Annotated in this window: 21 protein-coding genes and 1 tRNA gene; 7 read left to right on the top strand and 15 right to left on the bottom strand. The window is 66.4% G+C overall.

The annotated features are described in order from the left end of the window. Positions 1–14: 14 nt before the first annotated feature. The 5 genes from G6N57_RS19805 to G6N57_RS19785 form a co-directional block, all read right to left on the bottom strand. Complete coding sequence (locus tag G6N57_RS19805) at positions 15–1,043, bottom strand: MCE family protein (RefSeq protein WP_077740928.1); 1,029 nt, start codon at positions 1,041–1,043, stop codon at positions 15–17. After that, on the bottom strand, positions 1,040–2,419 hold the full coding sequence (locus G6N57_RS19800; RefSeq protein ID WP_077740929.1) for an MCE family protein: 1,380 nt from the start codon (positions 2,417–2,419) through the stop codon (positions 1,040–1,042). The genes G6N57_RS19805 and G6N57_RS19800 overlap by 4 nt, the downstream gene beginning before the upstream one ends. 5 nt (positions 2,420–2,424) lie before the next feature. Continuing rightward, positions 2,425–3,267, bottom strand: a complete 843-nt coding sequence (locus G6N57_RS19795) for an ABC transporter permease (protein WP_077740930.1) — start codon at positions 3,265–3,267, stop codon at positions 2,425–2,427. Continuing rightward, a complete protein-coding gene (locus tag G6N57_RS19790; RefSeq protein WP_234815691.1) occupies positions 3,264–3,950 on the bottom strand; it encodes an MlaE family ABC transporter permease in 687 nt (228 codons plus the stop codon). Before G6N57_RS19790 ends, G6N57_RS19795 begins: the two co-directional genes overlap by 4 nt. Before the next feature lie 416 nt (positions 3,951–4,366). Continuing rightward, positions 4,367–4,849, bottom strand: coding sequence for a three-helix bundle dimerization domain-containing protein (locus G6N57_RS19785; protein ID WP_133118323.1), 483 nt, complete (start codon positions 4,847–4,849; stop codon positions 4,367–4,369). Positions 4,850–5,013: 164 nt separating this feature from the next. On the opposite strand from G6N57_RS19785, the gene G6N57_RS19780 reads away from it, so the two are divergent. Continuing rightward, the gene (locus G6N57_RS19780) at positions 5,014–5,655 is read left to right on the top strand and encodes a VldE C-terminal domain-containing protein (RefSeq protein ID WP_077740932.1); all 642 of its coding nucleotides are present in this window, start codon (positions 5,014–5,016) and stop codon (positions 5,653–5,655) included. A 35-nt stretch (positions 5,656–5,690) separates the two neighbouring features. Here G6N57_RS19780 and G6N57_RS19775 read toward each other — a convergent pair whose 3' ends face one another. Beyond that, a complete protein-coding gene (locus G6N57_RS19775; RefSeq protein ID WP_077740933.1) occupies positions 5,691–6,854 on the bottom strand; it encodes an oxygenase MpaB family protein in 1,164 nt (387 codons plus the stop codon). Between the two features lie 131 nt (positions 6,855–6,985). Between G6N57_RS19775 and G6N57_RS19770 the strand changes: the two genes are divergently transcribed. After that, positions 6,986–7,624, top strand: coding sequence for a TetR/AcrR family transcriptional regulator (locus tag G6N57_RS19770; RefSeq protein ID WP_077740934.1), 639 nt, complete (start codon positions 6,986–6,988; stop codon positions 7,622–7,624). An 18-nt stretch (positions 7,625–7,642) separates the two neighbouring features. Here G6N57_RS19770 and G6N57_RS19765 read toward each other — a convergent pair whose 3' ends face one another. The 4 genes from G6N57_RS19765 to G6N57_RS19750 all read right to left on the bottom strand — a co-directional run bounded on the left by G6N57_RS19765 (position 7,643) and on the right by G6N57_RS19750 (position 13,357). Beyond that, positions 7,643–9,637: a serine/threonine-protein kinase gene (locus G6N57_RS19765; protein ID WP_077740935.1), complete on the bottom strand. Its 1,995-nt coding sequence runs from the start codon at positions 9,635–9,637 to the stop codon at positions 7,643–7,645. A 1-nt stretch (position 9,638) separates the two neighbouring features. Then, complete coding sequence (locus G6N57_RS19760) at positions 9,639–10,580, bottom strand: glutamate ABC transporter substrate-binding protein (protein WP_077740936.1); 942 nt, start codon at positions 10,578–10,580, stop codon at positions 9,639–9,641. Next, positions 10,580–11,887, bottom strand: a complete 1,308-nt coding sequence (locus G6N57_RS19755) for a GlnX family signal transduction membrane protein (RefSeq protein WP_077740937.1) — start codon at positions 11,885–11,887, stop codon at positions 10,580–10,582. Before G6N57_RS19755 ends, G6N57_RS19760 begins: the two co-directional genes overlap by 1 nt. A 105-nt stretch (positions 11,888–11,992) precedes the next feature. Then, positions 11,993–13,357, bottom strand: a complete 1,365-nt coding sequence (locus tag G6N57_RS19750) for a flavin monoamine oxidase family protein (RefSeq protein ID WP_077740938.1) — start codon at positions 13,355–13,357, stop codon at positions 11,993–11,995. A 418-nt stretch (positions 13,358–13,775) separates the two neighbouring features. Between G6N57_RS19750 and G6N57_RS19745 the strand changes: the two genes are divergently transcribed. From G6N57_RS19745 to G6N57_RS19735, 3 genes are all read left to right on the top strand, one after another. Beyond that, the gene (locus G6N57_RS19745) at positions 13,776–14,348 is read left to right on the top strand and encodes a VldE C-terminal domain-containing protein (protein WP_097926033.1); all 573 of its coding nucleotides are present in this window, start codon (positions 13,776–13,778) and stop codon (positions 14,346–14,348) included. A 98-nt stretch (positions 14,349–14,446) separates the two neighbouring features. Continuing rightward, positions 14,447–15,163 (top strand): hypothetical protein, encoded by a 717-nt coding sequence (locus G6N57_RS19740; RefSeq protein ID WP_234815687.1) that lies wholly within the window; start codon positions 14,447–14,449, stop codon positions 15,161–15,163. Continuing rightward, positions 15,160–15,513 (top strand): hypothetical protein, encoded by a 354-nt coding sequence (locus tag G6N57_RS19735; RefSeq protein ID WP_077740940.1) that lies wholly within the window; start codon positions 15,160–15,162, stop codon positions 15,511–15,513. Before G6N57_RS19740 ends, G6N57_RS19735 begins: the two co-directional genes overlap by 4 nt. Positions 15,514–15,573: 60 nt before the next feature. Here the strand turns inward: G6N57_RS19735 and G6N57_RS19730 are convergent, their stop codons facing one another. Next, positions 15,574–17,151, bottom strand: a complete 1,578-nt coding sequence (locus tag G6N57_RS19730) for an arylsulfatase (protein ID WP_077740941.1) — start codon at positions 17,149–17,151, stop codon at positions 15,574–15,576. Positions 17,152–17,801: 650 nt separating this feature from the next. Between G6N57_RS19730 and G6N57_RS19725 the strand changes: the two genes are divergently transcribed. After that, positions 17,802–18,563, top strand: a complete 762-nt coding sequence (locus G6N57_RS19725; RefSeq protein ID WP_162563985.1) for a phthiotriol/phenolphthiotriol dimycocerosates methyltransferase — start codon at positions 17,802–17,804, stop codon at positions 18,561–18,563. 132 nt (positions 18,564–18,695) lie between these two features. Here G6N57_RS19725 and G6N57_RS19720 read toward each other — a convergent pair. The 3 genes from G6N57_RS19720 to G6N57_RS19710 all read right to left on the bottom strand — a co-directional run bounded on the left by G6N57_RS19720 (position 18,696) and on the right by G6N57_RS19710 (position 21,125). Beyond that, a tRNA-Pro gene (locus G6N57_RS19720) sits at positions 18,696–18,772 on the bottom strand. Between the two features lie 77 nt (positions 18,773–18,849). Continuing rightward, positions 18,850–20,223, bottom strand: a complete 1,374-nt coding sequence (locus G6N57_RS19715; protein ID WP_077741967.1) for an APC family permease — start codon at positions 20,221–20,223, stop codon at positions 18,850–18,852. 11 nt (positions 20,224–20,234) lie between these two features. Next, the gene (locus G6N57_RS19710; RefSeq protein WP_077740943.1) at positions 20,235–21,125 is read right to left on the bottom strand and encodes a carbon-nitrogen hydrolase family protein; all 891 of its coding nucleotides are present in this window, start codon (positions 21,123–21,125) and stop codon (positions 20,235–20,237) included. Between the two features lie 99 nt (positions 21,126–21,224). On the opposite strand from G6N57_RS19710, the gene G6N57_RS19705 reads away from it, so the two are divergent. Beyond that, positions 21,225–21,986: a FadR/GntR family transcriptional regulator gene (locus tag G6N57_RS19705; protein WP_077740944.1), complete on the top strand. Its 762-nt coding sequence runs from the start codon at positions 21,225–21,227 to the stop codon at positions 21,984–21,986. Here G6N57_RS19705 and G6N57_RS19700 read toward each other — a convergent pair. Continuing rightward, positions 21,983–22,900, bottom strand: coding sequence for a sulfite exporter TauE/SafE family protein (locus tag G6N57_RS19700; RefSeq protein WP_077740945.1), 918 nt, complete (start codon positions 22,898–22,900; stop codon positions 21,983–21,985). The two genes, G6N57_RS19705 and G6N57_RS19700, sit on opposite strands and share 4 nt — an antisense overlap. Between the last annotated feature and the right edge of the window lie 15 nt (positions 22,901–22,915).

Here is a 22,915-nt window from a genome sequence, read left to right as displayed (position 1 = left end):
CAGGGTGAGTCGCGTCATTTCGGCGTGCACCGTCCCGAATCCTGGCCGGCCAGTTTGACGTACACCGGCTGGCCGCCTTTTCCGTTGAGCTTGAGAATCGCGTCGCACAGGTAGAAGCCGAAGTAGTCGCCGTAGAGGCCGTTCCGGGCCAGCACCTGATAGGCATCGGGCAGGGTTCTGACCAGCTCGTCGACATAATCCCGATCGGCCATGACCTGCCCGGCGAACCGATCCGTCTGGGCCACGGCCTCTTTGATCGGCTCGCGGGCGGTCGTCAGCAGATCGGCCACCGAGCCGGCCGCAGCGTTGATGTAGGCGGTTCCGGTGGCGATGTCGGACTTGCGTTCGGCCAGTCCGGCGACCAACTCCGACAGCTTGTCCAGCCCGTCGGCGAACTGCTCGTCGCGCTCGGCGAACGTGCCCAGCACGGTGTTGAGGTTGGTGATCACCTGGCCGATGAGCTGATCGCGGCCGGCCAGTGTGGTCGTCAGCGCCGAGGTCTGGGCCAGCACCGACGAGATGGTTCCGCCCTGGCCCTGGAACACCTTCAGCAGTTCCCCGGACAACGCGTTGACCTGGTCGGGATCCAACGCGCGGAACAACGGCCGGAATCCGCCGATCAGTGCGTCCACATCCAGTGCGGGTGCCGTCCGCTCCAGCGGAATCGCCTGGCCCGGTTGCAGTTTCCGCACCGACCCGGGCCCCTCTTCCAGGGCCAGGTAACGATCGCCGATCAGGTTCTCGTAGCGCACTTTGGCGCGGGTGCCCTCGGTGAGCGTCAATCCCTTGTCGATGGCGAAATCGACGGTGACCGTCCCGTCCTTGTGCAGGGTGAGATCGGAGACCTTGCCGACCTCGACACCGGCGACGCGCACGAAGTTGCCGCCCTTGAGCCCCGAGACATTGGTGAACACTGCGCTGTAGGACGCCCGTGAGTCGAACCGGAACTGCCCGAACACCGTCACCAGAATGAACGTGAAGACCAGGCTCAGAGCGGTGAACAGCACCACCCGCGTCGCGACCCGGGCCGTTGCGCGTCTCATGGCGGTCCTTCCTGTGCCTGCGGCAGGCCTGGCGGAGGCCCCGGTGGCGGCGGGTAGAGGGGCGCGCCGTCGGGCCCGTATTCCGGTGCGCCGTAGGCAGGTGCCCCCGGGTAGGGCGGCAACGGCCCCGGCGCCGGAGCGCCCGGATAGCGGATGCTCGGCGGTTCCGGCACCGCACGGGTGACGGGGAAATAGTTGGCCCACCCGGGGAACCCGATTCCGGGATTGGGCCGGACATCGAGGCCGGTCCCGAATCCGGTGTCGGTCACCAGATACTTCACCGGGAAGTTCTTGCTCACGTCCGGCAGCGAGCCGCAACTGGGCTTACCGCCCGGTCCGCCCTTGGCGTTGACGGTCGGCAGGTTGTCCGGAAAGCGGTAGGGGTCGTCGCCGGCCAACAAGGCCGCGTCCATGATCACCGATTTCCCGTTGCCGCCCAATGCATCCCGGCCACCGTGTTCGAGAAACCAGACCGCACCCTGGAACAGGCAGGTGTAGGTCGGCGAGTACTTCATGAACAGTGCGGTGGTCGGATCGAGCTGGTTCAACGCACGCACCAGGTTGGGTTGGTTGGCGCCGAGGGTGTCGATGCCCGACCGGGAGAAGCCGACCGCCGACAGCAGGAGTTCGTCGAGCGCACCGGCGTGGCTGCTGATCGTGTTCGACGTCGTCGAGAAGGAGTCGAGGATCGACAGGATGTCCTGTGCAGCAGCGGAGTATGCCTGCGTGGTCTTGCCGAACAGCTGCCAGTCCGCACGGATGGTGTCCATCCGGGGATTCACCGCGAGCAGCACGTTGTTGGCGTCGGTGATGGCCTGGCCGATGGTTTCTCCCTTGCCCCGCAACGATTCCCCGACGGCGGAGAGCACCGCGTTGAGTTTGGCCGGGTCGATCGCCGTGACCACCGACTGCAGGTTCTCGAATACGGTGTTGACCTCGACGGTGACGTTGCGCGAGCGCAGCACCGCCCCGGGTCGCAGCGGCTCGGGGCCGGCGCCGGTCTCCGGGACGATGAGGTCGACATATTTGGCACCGAAGGCGGTGCTGGACTTGATCTCCGCCTCGACATTGCCGGGGAGGTAGGCGAAGTCGTCGGGATCGATCTTGAGCCTGAGCCTCGCCCCGGCGTCCCGCGACGCCCCGGATTCGACTGCGATGGACGATACTTCGCCGATCTGAACACCTCGCAGCTTGACCTTCGCACCGTCCTCCATCACGAGCCCGGCCCGATCGGAGACCAGGGTGAGCGGCACGGTGCGGCGCAGCGCGCCGGTGAACAGCAGGGCGGTCAGGGCGGTCACGGCGACGATCACGAGGACCAGCACCGGTGCCCACCAGATCGGATCGATCCTTTCTCGACGGGGTGAATTCGTCATCGCCGCTACCCCGAGAGGTGGAAGTTTCCGGACTGCCCGTACACGGACAGCGTGATGGTCAGCAGGATGAACACCCCGGCGGTGATGGATGTGCGGACCGCACGGCCGACCGCTTCGCCGACGCCGGCAGGCCCACCGGTGGCGGTGTAACCGTAGTAGGTGTGGATGGCCATCACGGCGGCCGCCATCGCCAGTGCCTCGGTGAACGACCACACCAGGTCGCCGGGATGCAGGAACGTGGTGAAGTAATGGTCGTAGACACCGCGGGACTGGCCGTAGATGATCGTGGTGCCGAATCTGGTGGCCAGAAACGACATCAGCACCGCGACCGTATAGATCGGCACCACCGCCATCACTCCCGCGACTATGCGGGTGGACGCCAGGTAGGTGATCGCCCGGATACCCATCACTTCCAGCGCGTCGATCTCCTCGTTGATCCGCATGGCGCCGAGTTGCGCGGTGGCACCGGCGCCGATGGTGGCAGCCAGGGCCACACCCGCGGTCGCCGGGGCGATGAACCGTACGTTGAGGAAGGCGCCCAAAAATCCCGTGAGCGCTTCGATTCCGACGTTGGACAGCGTGTTGTAGCCCTGGACGGCGATCAGCGCCCCTGTGGTCAGGGTCAGGAACCCGACGATCACCACGGTGCCGCCGATCACCGCCAACGCCCCCGTACCCATGCCCATCGTCGCGATCAGCCGGAGGACCTCGCCCGGATAGCGTCGCAACGCATCACCGGTGGACAACAGCGCATGGCCGTAGAAGGCGGTCTGCTCCCCCACCCGGCGCGTGCCGTCGACGGCCCGGTTCAGGATGTCCGGTCCGCGGTCCTCGGAAGTGGTTGTCACGGAGCCACCTTCACGCCGAAGGCGGTGGCCAGGATGTTGATGAAGAACAGCGCCATGAAGGCGAACACCACGGTCTCGTTGACCGCGTTGCCGACCGCCGTCGGCCCGCCGCCCACCGAAAGGCCCTTGTAGCAGGCGATCAGGCCGGCCGACAGCCCGAACAGCAGCGCCTTGACCAGGGACACCACCACCTGCGGCAGGCCGGTCAGCAGGGTCAGGCCGGCGACGAAGGCTCCGGGCGTGACGTGCTGGACGTAGACCACGAACACGTAACTGCCGGTGAGCCCGACCACCGCGACCACCGAATACAACATCAGCGCAACGAAAGTCGCGGCGATCACGCGTGGTACCACCAGCGCCTGGACCGGGTTGACGCCGATGACCTTCATCGCGTCGATCTCCTCGCGGATGGTCCGCGCACCCAGGTCGGCGCACATCGCGGTGGCCGCCGCGCCGGATACGACGATCGCGGTCACCACCGGACCCACCTGAGTCACCGAGGCGAGAGCCGCGCCGGCACCGGACAGGTCCCCCGCACCGACCTCGAGCAGAACGATGTTGAGGGTGAACACGATCAGCACCGTGTACGGGATGGACAGCACCACGGTGGGCACGATCGACACCCGGGCCACGAACCAGATCTGATCGAGCAGTTCACGCCAGGCGAACGGCGGGCGCACCATCGCCGCGAAGGTCTCGCCCGCGAGGACGACGAAATCACCGACGGCGAAAGCAGGCCTGGTCCAGGCGATCCCTGTCACGCCCGGCCACCCAGGATGGGAGGCATCGGCCTACCCCGATCGCCGTGGGACGTCGACGCGTGACGACGGCAGCGGCGTCGTTGCCGCGCTGGACGAGCACTGCTGTGCGGATCCCACATTCATTCCTAACGTCGCCTGGCCTGGGCGGGAGGTTAGGAGTGGGCTGATTAGCTGTCAACGCAGGTCAGCGCGAAACGTCGCCGTCAATTACCGATACGTGCTGGCTGAAACGTTTGCGCTGATTCGGCTCAGCCCGATCAAATCAGACCGATCGGAGTCATTGCGGAATGAGGCATTCAGGCGCATCATCCGCGCGCCATGCCACCGGCGTGGAGCCGCTACACCCCGACGGCGGGCCTCGCGAGCTCCGCTCGCGCGCGGCGCTCCACGAGCAGCGGCACGAACTCACGAATGGGGCTGGACTGGAAATGCTCCTGGGCGTTGCGGACGCATCGCTCGACTTCCCCGGCGGGCGACTCTGGATAGGCCGCCCCGAGGCGGATCAGAACTTCGGCGATCATGATCTCTTCGCTGATTCTGACCATGACTTCAGAATCCGCTGCACCCACCCGGTAGTCAAGGCATCGCACGATGAGCGGAATGAAGACACAGATGGCACGATCCGTTACGTGAATCACTCCGCGGACACCGCGCAGGCTCAGTCGCTCCTGAGTGAGTTGTGGCGGCATGTGGAAGACGTATCGGTGCGCCTGGAGAAAGCGGAGCGGCGCATGCGCCGGTCGTCGGCGTGTGATCGCCGCGAGGTCAGCAAGCTGCGTGCCGATCTGTACCAGACACATCATCTGATCGATGCCCTTCACCGCCGCTTTCCTGAAACCTGCCCACACCGCCTGCCGACCGGTACCGCGCCGGGCAATCCCTGACAGCGAGGATTCGGCCAACTCCGGGTGGCGGGAAGAAAGACACGGGGTTGCCGGAGGCGGTTCCTGTCCCGCCGGACTTGCGAGCGCAGTAAATTGCTGCCGTGGGGAAAAGACGGTTGGCCGGCACCAAGGGCCGGTTGCTGGCGCTCGCGGCCTCGGTCACCGTTGCCGCGGGCATGGTCTACGTGCAGAACACCGCGCCGAAATTCCCCGCCGACGTTCCCGCCGTCACGCCTCCCGCCGGCCAGCAAGCACAGGCACCGGTGCCCGCTCAAGCCGAGTTGGTCGCGGCGAGTGCGCCCGTCGTTGCCCGCGACTTCCAGTTCTCTCTGCCGAAGGGCCCGGCGCCGGAGGGCGGCCTGCAGGTCAAGACCATCTGGGTGGCCCGCGCCATCGCGGTGATGTTCCCCGAGATCACCACCATCGGCGGATACCGGCAGGACGCGCTGAAATGGCATCCGAACGGCCTGGCGATCGACGTGATGATCCCGAACTACCACTCAAAAGAAGGCATCGAACTCGGTAACCAGATCGCCGGTTTCGCCCTGGCCAACGCCAAGCGCTGGGGTGTGCTGCACGTGATCTGGCGCCAGGGGCTCTATCCGGGCATCGGCGCGCCGCATTGGACCGCGGATTACGGGAACGAGACCCTCAACCACTTCGACCACGTCCACATCGCCACCGACGGCGGCGGCTACCCCACAGGCCACGAGACGTATTTCATCGGCTCGATGTCGAAGTAACCGGTCGCGCTCCGGCGCGACGCGTTCGGCAGCTCCTACGCCGCACTACTGACGTGCACCGCCGACGCCCCGATGGTGGCCTGGTTGTCGCCGATGATGGTGCGCAGCAAGGCTTGTTGCTCGCGTCGCCCGCGACCGACGGCACGGTCCATGCCACCCGGCGATGTGATCGCCACCGCGCTGCGGATCAGATTGACCGGCATCTTGACGAGGGGGTACCACGGCGGCATATACGCAGGCAGGCCCAGGATGCGCATCGCGCTCGGTCCGAGGAATGCGCTGGTGATCGACAGGTGTTGCGCCCACGCCAGGCGGCGGCGCAGACCCCGGATGCCGCGATAGTGCCAGGCCAGCGGGTCTGCGGCCATCGGCACCGACAGTTGCCGGGTGGTCTCATCGGGAACCGCCAGCGCGGTGGACGTGTGGTAGAGCACCCGAACGCTGTCCCGGAAGCTCCGGGGCAACCATTCGTCTTCGACGCCGATGAGCCAGCCGACATAGCGGGTCAGGTGAGCGATGGCGTCGAGTTCGCCTGGGGCAGGAAGGATTCCCATTGCAAGCGAGGCGATCGGAGGTGCGACGAGCGCGCCGACCAGGGTCGCCGCCATGTCGGTCTGATTGACGGGTAGGCCCCATTCGTCAGCACGCCAGTCCGGCAGCTCCGCGACGTGCCTGCGCACGAAGGCGTGGATCAACCGCACGTGCAGGGTCGATCGGTATCCGACGCCCAAAGGGTCGAGACCGCCGTCGGAGATGACGTCCATCGCCCACTGCATGGTCTCGGCGAAGCGCTTGTTGGAGCCCTTCTCCAGCGCGCCCGTGCGCAGCAGGGTCTTGTTGAACCCGGAGAACTGGTAACCACCGAGCAGGGACACGTCGCGCGCGATGGACATCCCGTCGGAGCCACCCCGCTGCAGCGCGCGCTGCGCCTTTCGTAGCGTGTCGCGGTCCACCCACGACGGCGTTGTCTCGACGCCGATGAAGAACTCGCGCAACGGTTGCGGGGCATCTGCCACGTTGTCGATGCCTTCGGCGAGCGCCTTCTCGAACAGCGGACGCATCTGCGCCATCCCCGCTGAGGACATCCAGTCGACCAGACGGTCCATGGGCTCATCCCCGACGGTCAGTCGCTCGCCGAGCCGACGCCACTGTTGTGCGTCCGGGTTGCGAATGCCCAGCAGCATCGCGAACGTCCGCATGGCACCGGGGACGGCGACTGGTCCCTCGGGATGGCGAGCCGGGATGTTCAACGCGGACCCCCTTGGACAGAACCGGCCAACGACTGACTACATATGTAGTCAAAATCTAGGCGCCCGGTAAGGTGCTGTCAATGAAGCGCGTACAAGTGGTGCGCGGCTACGGCGGCGTCAGTGCGGCCGATCGCCGCACGGAACGACGGAGCAAGCTGCTCACCGCCGGGCGGCAGATCTGGGGCGAATCCGGGATCACCGAGGTGACCGTGCGCGCCGTCTGCACCGCCGCCGGGCTGACGTCGCGCTACTTCTACGAGCAGTTCGAGAGCCGCGACGCGTTGCTGTTCGCCATTTCCGACGATGTGCGGGACCAGTTGCTCACCGCGCTGGTGAACGCCGGTGTCGGCGACCCCGGCTCGCTGACCGACAAGCTGCGGTCCGCGCTGACCGCGTTCCTCGACATCATCGCGGCCGACCCGCACATCCACCGCATCGCCACCGGCGACGTCAGCAGCGTTCCCGGCCTGGCGCAGCACCGCACTCACATCCTGGACATGATCACCGGCCTGATCATCCAGCACGCGCCGGATGTGCTGCCTTCCGCGACACCGGGTCCCGCCGACTTGCGCCGGGGCGCACAGTTCATGGTCGGTGGGGTGAACCAGATCATCGAAGCCTGGCTGGCGGATCCGACGGAGACCCCCGAGGAACTCGCAGCGGAGTGCGCGGACCTTTGCGTCGCCGTCGTGCGCGGGGTCACGCGGGCGAGCGACTAGCGGGCGCCCGGTACGGCCTCACATCCAGCTCGGCGGCCTGATCGAATTCGCCACGTCGACAAGCCGGTAGCGATGTCGTCGCCGTGGCGAGTGCCGAGCGAGCTCCCGCAGCACCTCCTCGATGCCGACGCGCATACCGTTCTGGTCGAAGGGCCGGTCGAGAATCGGGGTGTCAGTGGATGTCACGCCGCCGGACCTGAGCCAGTCGAGTGCGATGCCGAGAACGAATGCGCGGATCTGCAGCACGCGCGGCTCGGTCTCGGGCAGAGCACCCACGCGCCGTGCGGCGTCGCGCAGGTCTGCTTCGGTGATCTCCGCGCTGGTACGACCCTCTAGCAGCATCACCACCGACGTCAGCTGGGCTTCGCCATAGTGGCGCGAGGTCACCGGCACCTGATCGAGCACCTCGATCGCGGCGGGCCGATTGCCCTGACCGGCGAGTAGCCGGGCCAAGCCGAACGCCGCGCTGACCATCGCGTGGTCGGTGCGCCACAACGTTCGGTAGCAGCGTTCTGCCAACTGCCGCAAGCGTTCCGCGTTCGGCCCGTCCTCCGTGGCGAGTCGCAGTTCAGCTGTCGCAGCCGCCGCGAGCTTGGGGGCGGCCTCGCCGGGAAGCATGGCGATGACCCGCTCGAAACACGTCAGCGCCGCCCCGAGATCATCGGACGACAAGCCGGTGATCCCGTCTTCCCAGTCCTCTCTCCAGTCGTCGTCCGGCTCCTCGACCGGTACCGGTTCCGGCAGTGCACAGGCGACGTCGCGGGCGTCCAGCGCGACGGTGCGCCGACGGCCGTCGACGAACACATCGGTGCCCTGCAACGCCAGGTCCGCGCCGAAGGTGGAGCGTGGCGCGCTGAAGAGTGTCGACGTCCGCGGGCACGGTGTGCCGGTCTGCTCGGCGAGGATTTCGTGCAACACGCCCCGGCACTGGTCGGCCATCTCGTCGACCGACGAGAACCGTTGCGCCGGCCTGGAGTTGGTCGCGCGGACCAGCAGTCGGTAGAAGGATTCGTACCGCTCGAACAGCGGCACCTCGTCGCGGGCGGGCAACGTCTCGGCGTAGCGATCGTTGGGCAGGTCGACGGTCAGCTTGGCCAGGGTACGGCCCACCGTGTAGACATCGGTGGCGATCGACGGGCCGGTCCTGACGATCTCGGGAGCCTGAAACCCCTTGGTGCCGTAGATGTATCCGAAGTCCCCGACACCCGACACCGCGCCCATGTCGATCAACTCGATGTTGTCCTCGGTGAGCATGATGTTGTCAGGCTTGAGGTCGTTGTAGATCAGGCCGAGTGAGTGCAGGTAGGACAGCGACGGCATGACGTCGAGCAGGTAACCCAGGGCCTGCTCCACCGGCATCATCTGCTTGGCCGCGCCTGACGCCTGCTGTTTCTCGGCGATGGCCTCCAATGTGGTCCCGCCGATGTACTCCATCACGATGTATCCCACGGGGCGTCCGTCGAACCCGGGGTGCTCGACGAAGTTGTAGATCTTGACGATCCCCGGGTGGTTCACCATGGCGAGGAACTGGCGTTCGGCGACGGCGATCGCCTGCGCCTGCTGCCCGCCGGGCTGGAGCAGGCCCTTGAGCACCACCCATCGGTCGCTGACATTGCGGTCGATGGCCAGGTAGATCCAGCCCACACCGCCGTGGGCGATACAGCCCTGGATCTCGTACTGGCCCGCGACCAGCTCACCGGTCTCCAGTTGCGGCGAGAACGAGAACACCGCGCCGCAGTCCGGGCAGACCCCTTCGCTCGGCCCCGGCCCGCCGCCACTCCCCCGTCCCACCGGTCGCCCGCAACCGCCGCACTCCCGTTTGGACTCGGCGACAACCGGATTGGTGAGGATCGCGCTGGCCGGCTCGATGTCCTGCCGAATTGGGATCTCGACCAGGCCGTCCCCGATCCGCCTGCGCCCGGTACGCAGCCGCGGGCGGGTAGGTGTGCTCTCGACCTTGGCCGGTGCCGATTCGGTCACCAGCACCGCTCGCGTCCCTTCCTGACCCGCCATGTCAGTCCCGGTACCTCGGCGACGGCGGGGCCGGCGGCGGGCCGAGCACCGTGAGCCATTTCCGGTACAGCGACAACCAGGTCCCGTCCCGCCGCATCCGGTCCAGACTCGCGTTGACCGCCCGCACCAGATCCTCTCGGGATTTGTTCATGCCGATGCCGTAGGGCTCGTCCTCGAGACTGGGACCGACGAGGTGCAGGTACGGATCCTGCACGGCCATTCCGGCCAGTATCGAGTCGTCGGTGCTGGCCGCATCCGCCTGTCCCTGCTGCAGCGCTACCAGGCAATCGTCCCAATTCTGAACGGCCAGCAGGATCGCCGCCGGTGCGACCCGGGCGACCGTGGCCAGCGATGTCGTGTCCACCTGCGAGCACACCCGTTTCCCCGCGAGGTCCGCCGGCCCCCGGATCGGCGAGTCTGTGGGGACCAGGAGCCGTTGGTGCGCATCGAAATACACCGTGGAGAAAGCGATCTGCTCCGCACGTGCGCAGGTGATCGTCATCGCCTTCACGACGATGTCGACGGTGCCGGCCCGCAGTGCGGTGATGCGCTCGGGTGAGGTCAACAGGCGGAACTCCACCTTGCCCGGATCGCCGAGCAGATCGCGGGCCACCTCGTGCGCGATATCGACGTCGAATCCGGTCAATTCACCTGACACCGGATCGCGGAAACTCATCAGATTGGTGTTCTGGTCGATACCGACCACCAGCCGGCCGCGCTGCCGGATCGCCTGCACCGCCGGGCCGGACAGACCGGATGGACGCAAACTCGCGGTGGCATCGCAACTCTCGACCGGAACACCGGGAACCCCCGAAGCCACCGCGGCACCACTCGGCGTCGGCATCGTGGTGAGCGAGGCCGGCACCTGGACCAGCGGCTGGGTCGTGGAACAGCCGACAACGACGGTCGCGGCGAGGCAGAGAAGTCCGGCGGCGGCCCGCATCAGTGGTACTCGCTCAGCCTCGGCGCGACACCCGCGGCTACGGCGAGCGCGGCCAGCACACTGATGGCTGCGGCCCCGGCGGGCAGTGCGTTCAACGCCGCGTACGCACGGGTGATCCCGTCGCGCTGCCGATCACGTAGTCGTGCGATGTCGTCCCCCAACGTCTGATCCAGCCGGGCGAACTGCGCCGTCGACCCACGCTGCCCGTCGTCGCGCGCGATCGCCACGGCACCGGGATAGTCACCGCCGGTCAACTTGGCGCGAATCTCAGCATGAGCGTCTCTCCAGCCGTGCAGCGCCTCTTGCGCGCCGTTGACCGCATGCCCGTCGAGAATCCGTCCGACCTGCGTGGTCCGGTCCTCGAACCGGATATCGGAGAAGGCGTCCGACCCTCGTTTGAGCAACCCGAGGATTTCGTCGGCACGGGCCTGCTGGACCAGGATCCGCGCCGTCACCGCCGATTCCAGCGGTTCCCCTCCCTCCGTGCGGGCTCCGTTGACGGCGTGCAGCACAACGAGTCCGGCCACCGTCAACCACACCGCGAGCACCGTCATCAACACCGATGCCAGCACCAGGCCGAGGTTGAGGCGACGATGGCTGCGCCTGGCGAGGAACACCTGCGCGAACACCAGCAATCCGACCGCAAGCGCGGCTCCCGCCACCAATGCGGGCGGCGCCGCCGCCGACCGTCCCGCGGCCGTTACGGCATGAGCCTGCGCCCGGTACAGCCGCTCGGCGTCGGGGAGCATGGACTCCTGCAACAGCGTGGACGATTCACTGAGATACGCGACGCCGATCGGTCGGCCGTCGCGGTTGGCCGCACGAGCGGTGCCCATCATGCCGGTGTAGACCGCCAGCTGATTGGACAGGTCGGTGAGCAACGTCAGCGAGTGGATGTCGTTGGGCGACACCCCATTTGCCGCGGTAATCAGGCCGGCCGACGCCTCTCCGACGGCCGCGTCGTAGCGATCGCGGACGTCGCGAGGTTCGACACCGCCTGCGAGAAACGCGGTGGCCGCGGTGGTATTGGCGGACGACAGGGCACTGTAGATCCGTTGCGCCGCATCGGCCAACGGTTCGGTGTGCAGCCGAAGAGTCTCAAGCTCACGCTGGCGATTGGCCGCGGTCACCGACGACGTCACTCCCACGGTGAGCACCGCCGCGATCAGGACGACGGCCATCACCGCTATCCGGCCGGGGGTGGCTCGCAGGAAGTCGACGACCGGACGGTCCGGTTCCTCGGCATCGACCAGCACGGACTCGTCGAGCGTGAGGGTCTGCCGACTCTCCGACTCACCGCTGTGCACTCGACATCACCTCGCCGCAGGCTGTCCCGGACCAGCGGAACCGGGCTCGATCGAACGCCGACGATTTGCACGGTAGCCCCCGGCAACGCGCCACGTGGGGTTTTGCTACGCAGCCACCACACTCTCGGCGGCCATCACCTCCGCGGCAGCGCGCTCACCCGAGCGAACCGCGCCGTCGATCCAGCCGCACATGATGGCCGAACTCTCCGTGCCGGCCCAGTGAATACGCCCGCACGGGGCCCGCAGCGCGGGCCCGAACTCGGTGAGCACGCCCGGCGGGGCGTGACTGATCATCCCGCCACCCGAATACCGCTCGACCGTCCAGTTCTGCTCGTGATAGCTCACCGGGGAGGCGGCCTTGGGGCCGAACCGATCGATCAACTCACCGACCACCACGGCTTTACGCTCGGCGGCGTCGAGGAGCCCGAGCCGACGTGCCGCGGGACCTTCGGTGATGACGCACATGATCCCGGGCGTGCCGGTGTCGGTGCAGGCATCGATGGTCAACGTCGCGGGGCTGCCCGGAGCCGCGGACTGCCCGCACAGACCGTCCTCGCGCCAGAACGCCGTGTCGTAGACGATCGAGATCTTGAAGACGGCGCCGCTGGGCATCCGTTGATGGAGAAACATCCGATCCACGGGAAGCATTGGCTCATAGACGATCTGGTTCGCCACGGCCAACGGGACGGCGACGACCGCCTGCCGCGCGCGCACGGTCACATCAGGGGCGTACACCGTCACACCGTCGTCATCGTGTGCGATGAGGTGTACCGGTTGTGAAAGATGCAGCGCACCACCCAGTTCGGCGACCATCGGCCCGTAGATGGCCCCCATGCCGCCGCGCACCCGCGCATCCTGGGCCCCGCCCCGGTTGGAGATGACGAAGACCGGACCGCCCCCCGATCCCATCTGATGCAGCGCCCACAACAACGACACCTCCGATCCCGCCGAGGTGTAGATGCCCGCGAGGGCCATGTCCAGCATCTCGCGCGCATGCTTCGAGCGCATGTGGCGATTGATCCACTCCCCCAAGCTGATCCGGTCCCACTCGACCGCCTTCTTGGCCTCCCACGGGGCCTCGAACGGGATGGTTCGGCACATGAGTTCCACCTCGAGCAACCCGGCGCCGAGATTGGCGATCGCCCACGGGCTCATCGCCCAGGGAATCGTGCCGGAATAGCGGTGCTGCTTGCCGTCGAGAACCATCATGGCGTCGCCGTCGACATACTCCTTGTATTCCTCGACGCCGAACTCGGCCATCAGGGCCTTGATGCGGTCCTGGCCCGGTCCGATCCAGGCCCCGCCGCGGTCGATCCACGTGCCGTCGTCGAGCACCTCGGTGAAGGTCCGGCCACCGACCCGGTCTCGCGCCTCGAGCAGGGCCACGGAGCGGCCCGCCTGCTTGAGCCGTAAGGCCGCGGTCAAGCCCGCGAACCCCGCACCCACCACGCAACAGTCGACATCTGTCATGGGTCACCCTCCCCGTTTTCGACGGGCCAGATTCGCTCAAATTACGCCGTCGTCAACTGTCCCGTGGGCACTGTTGACGGACAAATGTGGTAAAGGCCATAAATTTTGCTCCGGCAGGCGCAAGTCACCCCGATCCGGCTCGATCAGACCCGCACTGAACGCTCCTGAAAGCAGGGACCCCCGCAGCCTGTGCGATGATTTCTGACCTGCTCATTCGTCCGGGTTCACCGGTCGTTCATCTCATGTTCTCCCGACCCCGTCGCCGTCAAGCCGCGGTTGACGCCCGATCGCTGTGTTGGTTGCCATCGGCAGTACCAGACAACTTTGCGATTCCGGGGATGATCCGCCCCGCCGGTAGGGTCCGGTCCTCGTGGGTAGACACCGATTGAAAAAGGATCGGCGCCGCCGGTCTGCAGCCATGGCTGCGGTCGTCGCGCCTGCCGTCGCACTCGTCGTCGTCGGCGCAGACGCCGGGCCGGCCACCAATGGCGTTGCCGAGGTCGTGCCGGCTCCCGCCGTTCAGCCCGCGGCCGCCCCTGCCGCACCGCCCGTACCCGCCGAGCGGGCCGTGCGCCGCAACATGAGGTTCCCGCTCCCGGCAGGCCGGGCCTCAGAGAAGGGCCTTCAGGTCGAGACCATCCTGGCTGCTCGCGCGGTCAGCGCACGGTTCCCCCAGATCCTGGACATCGGCGGGGTCCGCGCTGATTCCATGAAGTGGCACCCGAACGGGTTGGCGATCGACGTGATGATCCCGAACTACGGCACTCCGGAAGGCAAAGCCCTCGGAGACAAGATCGTCGCCTACGTCCTCGACAACGCCGACCGGTTCGGCGTGAACCACGTGATCTTCCGGCAGCAGATCTACTCCCGCGGCAAGGCACCCCGAATGATGTCGGACCGCGGCGGGGTGACCGCCAACCACTACGACCACGTGCACATCGCCACCAACGGTGGCGGATTCCCGACCGGGCACGAAACGTACCTCACGTAATTCCGGCCGAGCAGCCGGGAATTGCTGGTTCGTCGGCGCGCCAGCACCATCAACGACAGCAACGGCGCGATGATGCAGATGTGGTTGATGATGCGAATGTGACTAACGACGTGCCGGGACCCCAGCCGTCCGCGCCGCAAGCTGACAGCGCGAAGGGTGAATCGCAGCCGGAGCCGCAGCGCGTGTGGTCGATGCCCAAGCCCGCCGTGACGCGCAAGCAGGCCGACGAGGTGGGACGAATCGCGCGCGAGGCCTGCACGGCCGTCATCCGGTTCATCGCCGACGTCGCGCGGTCTGTCGGCCGAGCCTTGCGGCAGCTGTCCGGCGCGATCGCCGCAGTGCCGCCGGCCGTGCGCCTGGCGGCCGCCGTGGGCGTGATCATGCTGCTCGGCATCGTCGGCGCGATCGCGCTGCCGAGCTCCCTCGGGGTGGCCTGCATCGTCGTAGTGGTCCCGGTGTGCTCGTTCGCTCTCGGCGCGCTCGCACACCGTTGGTACAGCGGGCTCGGGGTTGAGCCTGCGGCACGCGTCGAAGGCCCCTCAGCCACGGCGCCGGAACTGCAGCGTTCGGTCGAATACGTCGACAAGAAACTCGCGGTCGCCCTGAACGCCTTCGGTGCCGAACGTCAACAGCACGCGATGATCGCCCTGTTCCAGGCCAAGACGGCCGTCGAACTCACGCTCGGGACCGAGCAGGACGAGGCGAGCCACATCGACGCGCTGTTGGCCGTGGACGGCCACGACACCCGGCCGCGCATCAGGGCCGGCTCCGCACCCAAATCCTTGCGAGAAAGCAATTCCCTGGCGGCGTCATGACCAACCGCCTCTCCGGTCAGGTCGCACTCATCGAGGACGACTACACCCTCGTCATCAATCGCGGCGCCGAGGCAGGTGTCGTGCCGGGCATGGTTTTCGCCGTGCACTCCGACTCGGATGAGGTGATCACCGATCCCGAATCCGGCCGGGAATTGGGCAGACTCATGCGCGAGAAGCTTCGGGTGCGGGTGTTCGATGTGCAGCCGCTGTTCTCCCGCGCCCACACCTTCGCCAGGACCGACGACTTCTACGGCCTGTTCCAGGCGACGGCCGTGGTCACGATCGACGTCGGCGACAGTGTCGAAGAGATACCCGCCGCACGCGAGTCACGCCGTACCGCATCGGGATAGTGCCGAACGAGTTCGGATGCACGGCAGGACTGCCGTGCATCCGAGCTCCGGAGACCGCGATCAGTTGCCCGTGGGCAGCGCGATGTTGAACCCGTCTTCGGCGAGTTGTTCTCTCAAGTACTGGAACCTCTGGTACTGCGTGACGGTGATGGGGCCCGAATAGCCTTCGCTCTGAAGTTTCCGTGGCGGGTACTTCAGATACGTCTGCATCAGCTCCTTGATCGCCTCGTTGATGGTCACCAGGGTCCAGGTGTGTTCGGTGTAGTTGTTCATGAAGATGTCGTAGCGCTCCTGCGGGTCCTGCCAGAGATCGAAGATCTGCGGCACGGTCGCGACGTAGGCCTCCGCGCCCTTCCAGCCGAGGTTCGTGTCGACGGCGAGCCCTCCGGTGCTCGCACCGTTGTCACCACGCAAATTGAAGACCGCCTTGTAGTGGCCGACCCGCGCGGCCCCTGGCGTGAGTTCGTTCTCGCTGAAGTAGAACCAGGACTTGCGCTCCGACTTGCCCGTGCCAAGCAATACCGGTGACATGTCGTAGCTGTCGAAGATGATGGGCTCGCCCTCGCGGTCCTTGTCGGGCAATTGCACACCCGCGAGCGCGGCAAAGGTCGCCAGGTAGTCGAGGCCGCCGACGATGTCGGAGTTGCGTGATCCCGCCTTGATCCCGGGACCCCAGGCAATCGACGGAACGCGATTGCCACCCTCGCGGACGGTGCCCTTGGTGCCGCGGAACGGTGTATAGCCCGCGTCAGGGTAGACGTCCTGCCAGGCACCGTTGTCGGTCGTCCAGAACACGTACGTGTTGTCGGCGAGGCCGAGGGAGCGGATCTTGTCGACGATGTTGCCGATGCGGGCGTCGTTCTCCACGATCGAATCCGCATACTTCGACTTCGAGAGCGATTTGCCCTTGAAATCCGGGTGCGGCATGTTCGGCTGGTGCACCTTCATGAAGTTGACGTGCAGGAAGAACGGGTCGTCTGACTTCGCGTGGGCGTCTAGGTACTCGAGCGCATCCTTCTCGACGTATTCGTCGTAGAACGGAATGCCGACGACGCCCTTCTCCGGTGTGTTGACGTACTGGCCGTTGACCTTGAAGTCTTCCTTCACCTCCTCGCCGGCCTTGCCCGACAACGCTCCCTTGGTCACGCGGGCGAACATCTCACGAAGCTCGTCGTCCATGTCCGGGAACCATTCCGCGTCGGCATAGGTGTACGCGTTGAGGTGGTACAGACCGCAGTGCCGCATTTCGTCGTAGCCGTGCGCGGTGGGCAGTGCGTAGTCGGATTCCCCGAGGTGCCACTTGCCGGTGAAGAACGTCTGGTAACCGGCCGTCTTGAGGACGGATGCCAGCGTCCATTCGGCCGCAGGCAGGCCACCACCCTGGCCCTGGAAGGCCACCGTGGTCATGCCGCTGCGGTTCGGGATACGGCCGGTGAGCATCGCCGCGCGTCCCGGCGTGCAACTCGGTTGGGCGTAGAACGACATGAACTGCATGCCGTCCTCCGCCAGTTTGTCGAGATTGGGGGTGGGCATCCCGCGGTTATCACCACCGCCGTACACGCCCGCATCGCCGTAACCGAAATCGTCGGAGACGATGAGGACGATGTTCGGCTTGGCCTTGTCTGACGTCGTTGCCATGTGTACCTCCGGGTGACGTGCCGTCAACGCGCGGACCGCAATTGGTTCTGGTCGATCGATGACGGCGTGGATACGAGGAACTCGTAAGCGGACCCAGCGCAGTGGTGCCGAACCGGCGATGGCGCGCCGACGCTCCTTGTCTGGGTCACAGTCGCCACCCTGCCATCAATTCGTGAGCGACGACGCCAACTGCCCGAGGTTCTTGCCGCCCGCTGCCAAAATCGTTATGTCCTAATCCAAAATGGGTGAGCCGATGAGCCGACCAGCCGGCGCGTTGGCTGACATTTCCACCGCGGGTGAGTGAACCGTTGTGCCACTTCGACTTTCGGCACTCACCGGTTCGGGCACTCGGTAGACGAGTCGCGACGGCGATGTTCTCGTCTGGCGTGCCGGCAGTGTCGAACTGTGCGCCGAATCTGCCGGACTGGCAAACTTTGCCCGGTACCTCGCCTTGCCGCATGATGCGCTGGGCGCGCGAGCGGTCACACCGCCACAGCGCGTACGAGCCCCATCAATGTCGGGAAGAATCAGTTCTTCGAAATTCGCATCCAGCAAACTTCCGCATTTGGCAGACTCAGCCCATGACCCTCAAAGAACGGCTGTACATCGGCCGGCTGTACAACCCCATCGGTTGGAAGCTTCTTCCCACGATGACCAAGTACAGCTACCCATGGATGACCCGCCGGCTCGCCGCCCACGACGTCGTGATGATGAACAACGGCTACGAAGAAGACCCTCCACTGGGGCTGAAACTGGAAGAGTCCGACGAACCCAGCCGCTACCCGCTCCAGCTTTATCACGCCACCGCCACGCAAGCGGGCGGCCTCACCGGTAAACGAGTACTGGAGGTCGGTTGCGGTCACGGCGGCGGCGCTTCCTACCTCACCCGCACCCATCGGCCCGCCTCCTATACGGGGCTGGACTTGAACCCTGCCGGCATCGAGTTCTGCCGCCAACGCCATCAGATACCCAACCTCGACTTCGTCCGCGGGAACGCTGAAGACCTGCCCTTCCCGGACGAATCATTCGACGCTGTGATCAATGTCGAGTCTTCCCATTGCTACCCACACCTCGGGGTTTTCCTGGACGAGGTGGCGCGCGTGTTGACCCCGGGCGGGCATTTCCTCTACACGGATTCGCGACCGAAGGAACTGCTCGACGAGTGGGACGCGGCGCTGGCCAAGGCTCCCCTGCAGATGATCTCGCAACGCGACATCAGGATCGAGGTGATGCGCGGGATGCAGACGCGCTGGGAGCTGTCCAGCATGAGCAAGGGCGACCAGCGGGCGCTGAGGCAGCTGTTCGGACTACGCGACGACATGGACATGCGGAACGGGAAGGTCTACCGCGAATTGGAAACCGGGGGCTTCGCGTACCGTCTCTATCTCTTCACGAAACCTCGCGCGAACTGATCCGCCACGCCACCCGCAGCGCAGGCCGGTGACAACCTGCGACTCCGAAACCAGCCGACCGACGGCGTGCCGCCGACAGCGCAAAGGCGGCTCCCGATTCTCTCGGAAACCGCCTCTCACCTGCGTAAATCTTGGTCGGGCTGACAGGATTTGAACCTGCGACCACTTGACCCCCAGTCAAGTGCGCTACCAAGCTGCGCCACAGCCCGTTTGCTTCCGGCTTGCACCGGCAGCGAGTCGAAAGCTTACCGTAGCCGCCCGCCGTTCTTCTAATCCGCCCCACCCGTCACGCCGCGGGTTCGGCGATCGACGCCTCGGCCTCGTCGACCGCGATCTCCGGTGGCAGCACCTTGAAACCGCGACTGGTCACGGCCAGCACCACGATCCCCAGCCCGAGCCAGCACAGGCCCAGGATGATCGCGCGGGAGTCCAGCTGCAGCAGCAGATACGACGTGATGACTGCTCCGACCGCCGGGGCCACCAGGTAGAGCAACGGGTTGTGTGCCTCACCGGCAGCGCGCCGCCGGAAGTAGTAGACGATCACCGAGATGTTGACGAGCGTGAATGCCACGAACGCGCCGAAGTTGATGAACGACGTCGAGGTCGCCACGTCGAGGAACATCGCCAGCAGGCCCACCGCGCCGACCATCACCAGGTTGGCCGAGGGGGTGCGGAATTTCGCGCTGAGGGTGCCGAACACCCGCCGGGGCAGGGTGCCGTCGCGTCCCATCGCGAACAGCAGCCGCGACGCCGACGCCTGCGCGGCGATGCCCGAGGCGAACTGGGCGAGGATGAGGCCGGCCAGGAACACCGCCCCGAACAGATTGCCGCCGATCTGCTTGGCGATCTCCAGCGCCGCGGACGACGAATCCGCGAATTCCCCACCGGGGTGCACCAATTGGGTGGTGTAGGCGATGACGAGGAATATGAAGCCGCCGATCAACGCGATGAGCATGATGGCGCGCGGCATGTTCTTGCGTGGTTCGACGGCTTCCTCGGTGAACGTGGTAACGGCATCGAATCCCAGGAATGAGTAGGCCGCGATGGCCGCACCGGCCGTCACTCCCCCGATGCCGGCGCCTGTGCCGGTGAACGGACCGGCACTGACCAGTCCGCCCGCGCCCGCACTGCCGATCACGGAGGCCACCGACAATGCCACGAACAACACGATGACCAGCAACTGGAAGGCCATCAGCAGATAGTTGGCCTTGTCGGCGACCTTGATGCCGATGACATTGAGGACGGTGGTGATCAGCATGAACCCGAGCACCCACAGCCAACCGGGCACCGCGGGGTACTGAGCTTCCAGGTATGCCGCTCCGATCAGCCAGATGACCATCGGCAGGAACAGGTAGTCCAGCAGCACCGCCCAGCCGGTGAGGAATCCGACGCGTGAGTCGATGGTGCGGCGCACATAGGTATAGGCCGATCCCGAGACCGGATATGCGGCTGCCATCCTGCCGTAGCTGGATGCGGTGAAGAGCATGGCCGCCAACGCGATCAGGTATGCCGACGCCGACGCCCCCGCGGTGGTAGACGCGATCACCCCGAAGATGCCGAGGACGATCAGCGGCGTCATGTAAGCCAGGCCGAAGAGCACCAGCGAGCGCAACCCGAGAGCGCGCACCAAAGTCGGCTGCCCCGCGGAGGGTGGTGTCATGGCAGTGCCTTTCATTCGGCGTGGTCGTTCGACGGTGACCAGCGCTGCGGCTCGATACGGCCCTCGTACATGGGCAACGGGATCGGTCTGTCGGACGACCCGAACTGATCCCACATCCGGTTGGTACCCGCGGTACCCCGCTCCCGCACGGCGGCGACGGCACCGAAGTCGATGCGCTGACAGAGCACCCCCGGCGCCTCGTCCGAGCTCTCCTGCAGCACAGCACCTTCCGGGTCGACGATGATGCTGCGGCCTTTACCGACCGGGCCGGCGCAGTTGACGCTCACCGTGAATACCTGATTCACAATCGAATTGGCGCGCGCAAGCACCAACTCCTGGCCGCGGTCCTCGGACGTGGTCTTGACGACGTTCACGATCACATCAGCGCCCATCCAGGCCAGGTGACGGCTCACCTCGGGGAACCAGGCGTCATAGCAGATGGACAGCCCGAGTCGGCCCACTTCGGGAATATCCGCGGTGACGAATCGGCTTCCCGGCGTGTACTTTTCGAACGGACGCCACGGGAAGATCTTGCGATAGGACGCCACAAGTCGTCCGTCGGGCGCCAGAACCGGTGCGGTATTGAAGAATTCGCCTTCGCTCCCCCGCTCGCACACCGACCCGGGAATCAGCCAGGCGTCGGCCTCCCGGGCCACCTGCCCGAGGGCCGCCATGAGCGGACCGTCCAGCGGCTCGGCCGAGGCGGCCAGCGTGTCGGCGTTGTCGGTGCCGAACAAGTGGATCTCCGGATACACGATCAACGCCGGGCCCGCCACCGCCGACCGCACCCGGAGCACGTCGGCCGCGAACTGCCCGATGGTGTCTTCCCGGCCGAATACCGGCAGGCCGGCCACGTCCAGGGGTGCCGCCTGGACCGCGGCCACCGTGATCGATCCGGACACCGGGGACCTCCGAAGAATTAATCACTCAGAATGAGCGAATTTACCGAGATATTAGTTCGGCATGAACAAATAGGGCAAGAGCTGCCGTACCCTGGTGCCATGACGCCGCAGGTCAGTGACGCGCATCCGGCGCTGAGTGCGCCCGCGGTCGCCGGCATCACCCGCCTCAGCGCAGCCGACACCGTGCGAGCCCGGCTCGAATTGGCGATGGAGTTGGAGCTCATGTCGGGCGGAGAACGGCTGCCCGCGGAGTCCGACATCGCCGAAGCACTCGACGTCAGCGTCGCCACCGTCCGCCGTGCCCTGCAGTCCATGGCCGACGAGGGACTGGTGGTCCGTCGCCGTGGCCGGGCGGGCGGGACCTTCGTCGCGCGCAGCGGTGCCCAGGTCACCCCGGGACATGATCGCCCGTCGTCCACGTTTCGCGCGGATGCCGCGGAAGTGCACCGCCTCATCGACCTGCGCGCACTGGCCGAGGACGCGCTCAGCGCCGCCGCCGCGCAGACCGCCTCCGACGCGGATCTCGATGCGCTCGAGGCGATCGTCGCGGAGGCCGCCTCGACCACCGACTGGACCGGCTTCCACAGCGTCGATCAGCGATTCCACGAATCAGTAGCCGCGGCAAGCGGTCTCGACTGGGCGATGGGCACCTACTGCGAGGTGCTGCACGGGCTGTACCGCTACTTCATCCCGTACCCGATCAGCTATCTACACGAGTCCAACCGCGAGCACGCCCGGTTGGTGGCGGCCCTGCGCCTGCGCGACAGCCGGGCGGCGTCCGAGATCGCCCGCCAACACGTGCTCTCGCTGCACAAGACCATGTACGTCGGTCTGCCGCAGCCCGCCACCGGAACCGGCTAGGTCCGCGCCGCAGGCTCCTCGACCGCGGTGATTACCGCATCCTCGACATCTCGCGGCTTCCGCGATGTCTGCCAGGCACGGACCACGAGTGCCGCCCAGGCCGCCACGATGATGGTGTAGATCCCGGTCGACCACGGCCACTGCACCCCGAAGTAATGCACCAGCTTCTGGCTGTTGGTCAGCAGGATGACCCCGCCGACGGCGGTACCGAGCAGGCCCGGGTTCACCCGGCTGACCAGCCAGGCGGCGAAGGGGGCCGCGATCACGCCGCCGACCATCAGGCCGAGGACCACGGGCCAGTTCTCCAGGAACTGCTGGCGCAGGCCGACCAGGAAGCCGACCGATGCCGAAACCGACACCAGGAATTCCGAGGCACTCACCGAACCGATGACGGTCCGCGGAGCCGTCTTGCCCTGTGACAGCAGGGTGCTGGTGGTCACCGGGCCCCAGCCGCCGCCGCCCGATGCGTCGATGAACCCGCCGAACAGTCCCAGTGGGGCAAGGAACTTCGCGCTGTGACTGGTGCCGTGCTCCCCCAGCGTCAGCGGCGTGCCCAGCGAGAAACGCAACAGCACATACAGCCCGATGCCCAGCAGGATCGCCGCCATGAGCGGTGCGGCCGACTCCGTCGACAGCGACGACAGCACCGTGGCACCTACGAACGCACCTGCCGCACCGGGAAGCCCGAGCTTGGCCACCAACGGCCAATCGATGTTCTTGAAGCGCCAGTGCGACACCGCCGACGCCAGCGTCGTGCCCACCTCCGCCAGGTGCACCGCGGCGCTGGCTTGCGCCGAGGCCACCCCGCTGAGCACCAGCAGGGTCGAAGCGGTGACACCGAAGGCCATCCCGAGCGCGCCGTCGACGAGCTGGGCGCCGACGCCGACGAGCGTGAAAATGAGGAGCGAACGCATGGGTTCGGCTGCTTT

It is taken from the genome of Mycolicibacterium boenickei (assembly GCF_010731295.1).
GTDB classification, from domain to species: Bacteria; Actinomycetota; Actinomycetes; order Mycobacteriales; family Mycobacteriaceae; genus Mycobacterium; species Mycobacterium boenickei.
This window is presented reverse-complemented; position numbering and strand designations above follow the sequence as displayed.

Excerpts from the sequence above, each read along its gene's own strand:
- G6N57_RS19750 (WP_077740938.1), bottom strand. The coding sequence starts at position 13,357 with ATGACAGATGTCGACTGTTGCGTGGTGGGTGCGGGGTTCGCGGGCTTG.
- G6N57_RS19745 (WP_097926033.1), top strand. The coding sequence starts at position 13,776 with ATGGCTGCGGTCGTCGCGCCTGCCGTCGCACTCGTCGTCGTCGGCGCA.
- G6N57_RS19805 (WP_077740928.1), bottom strand. The coding sequence starts at position 1,043 with ATGAGACGCGCAACGGCCCGGGTCGCGACGCGGGTGGTGCTGTTCACC.
- G6N57_RS19770 (WP_077740934.1), top strand. The coding sequence starts at position 6,986 with ATGAAGCGCGTACAAGTGGTGCGCGGCTACGGCGGCGTCAGTGCGGCC.
- G6N57_RS19765 (WP_077740935.1), bottom strand. The coding sequence starts at position 9,637 with ATGGCGGGTCAGGAAGGGACGCGAGCGGTGCTGGTGACCGAATCGGCA.
- G6N57_RS19705 (WP_077740944.1), top strand. The coding sequence starts at position 21,225 with ATGACGCCGCAGGTCAGTGACGCGCATCCGGCGCTGAGTGCGCCCGCG.
- G6N57_RS19775 (WP_077740933.1), bottom strand. The coding sequence starts at position 6,854 with ATGCGGACGTTCGCGATGCTGCTGGGCATTCGCAACCCGGACGCACAA.
- G6N57_RS19725 (WP_162563985.1), top strand. The coding sequence starts at position 17,802 with ATGACCAAGTACAGCTACCCATGGATGACCCGCCGGCTCGCCGCCCAC.
- G6N57_RS19760 (WP_077740936.1), bottom strand. The coding sequence starts at position 10,580 with ATGCGGGCCGCCGCCGGACTTCTCTGCCTCGCCGCGACCGTCGTTGTC.
- G6N57_RS19700 (WP_077740945.1), bottom strand. The coding sequence starts at position 22,900 with ATGCGTTCGCTCCTCATTTTCACGCTCGTCGGCGTCGGCGCCCAGCTC.
- G6N57_RS19735 (WP_077740940.1), top strand. The coding sequence starts at position 15,160 with ATGACCAACCGCCTCTCCGGTCAGGTCGCACTCATCGAGGACGACTAC.
- G6N57_RS19715 (WP_077741967.1), bottom strand. The coding sequence starts at position 20,223 with ATGACACCACCCTCCGCGGGGCAGCCGACTTTGGTGCGCGCTCTCGGG.
- G6N57_RS19790 (WP_234815691.1), bottom strand. The coding sequence starts at position 3,950 with ATGGTGCGCCCGCCGTTCGCCTGGCGTGAACTGCTCGATCAGATCTGG.
- G6N57_RS19800 (WP_077740929.1), bottom strand. The coding sequence starts at position 2,419 with ATGACGAATTCACCCCGTCGAGAAAGGATCGATCCGATCTGGTGGGCA.
- G6N57_RS19730 (WP_077740941.1), bottom strand. The coding sequence starts at position 17,151 with ATGGCAACGACGTCAGACAAGGCCAAGCCGAACATCGTCCTCATCGTC.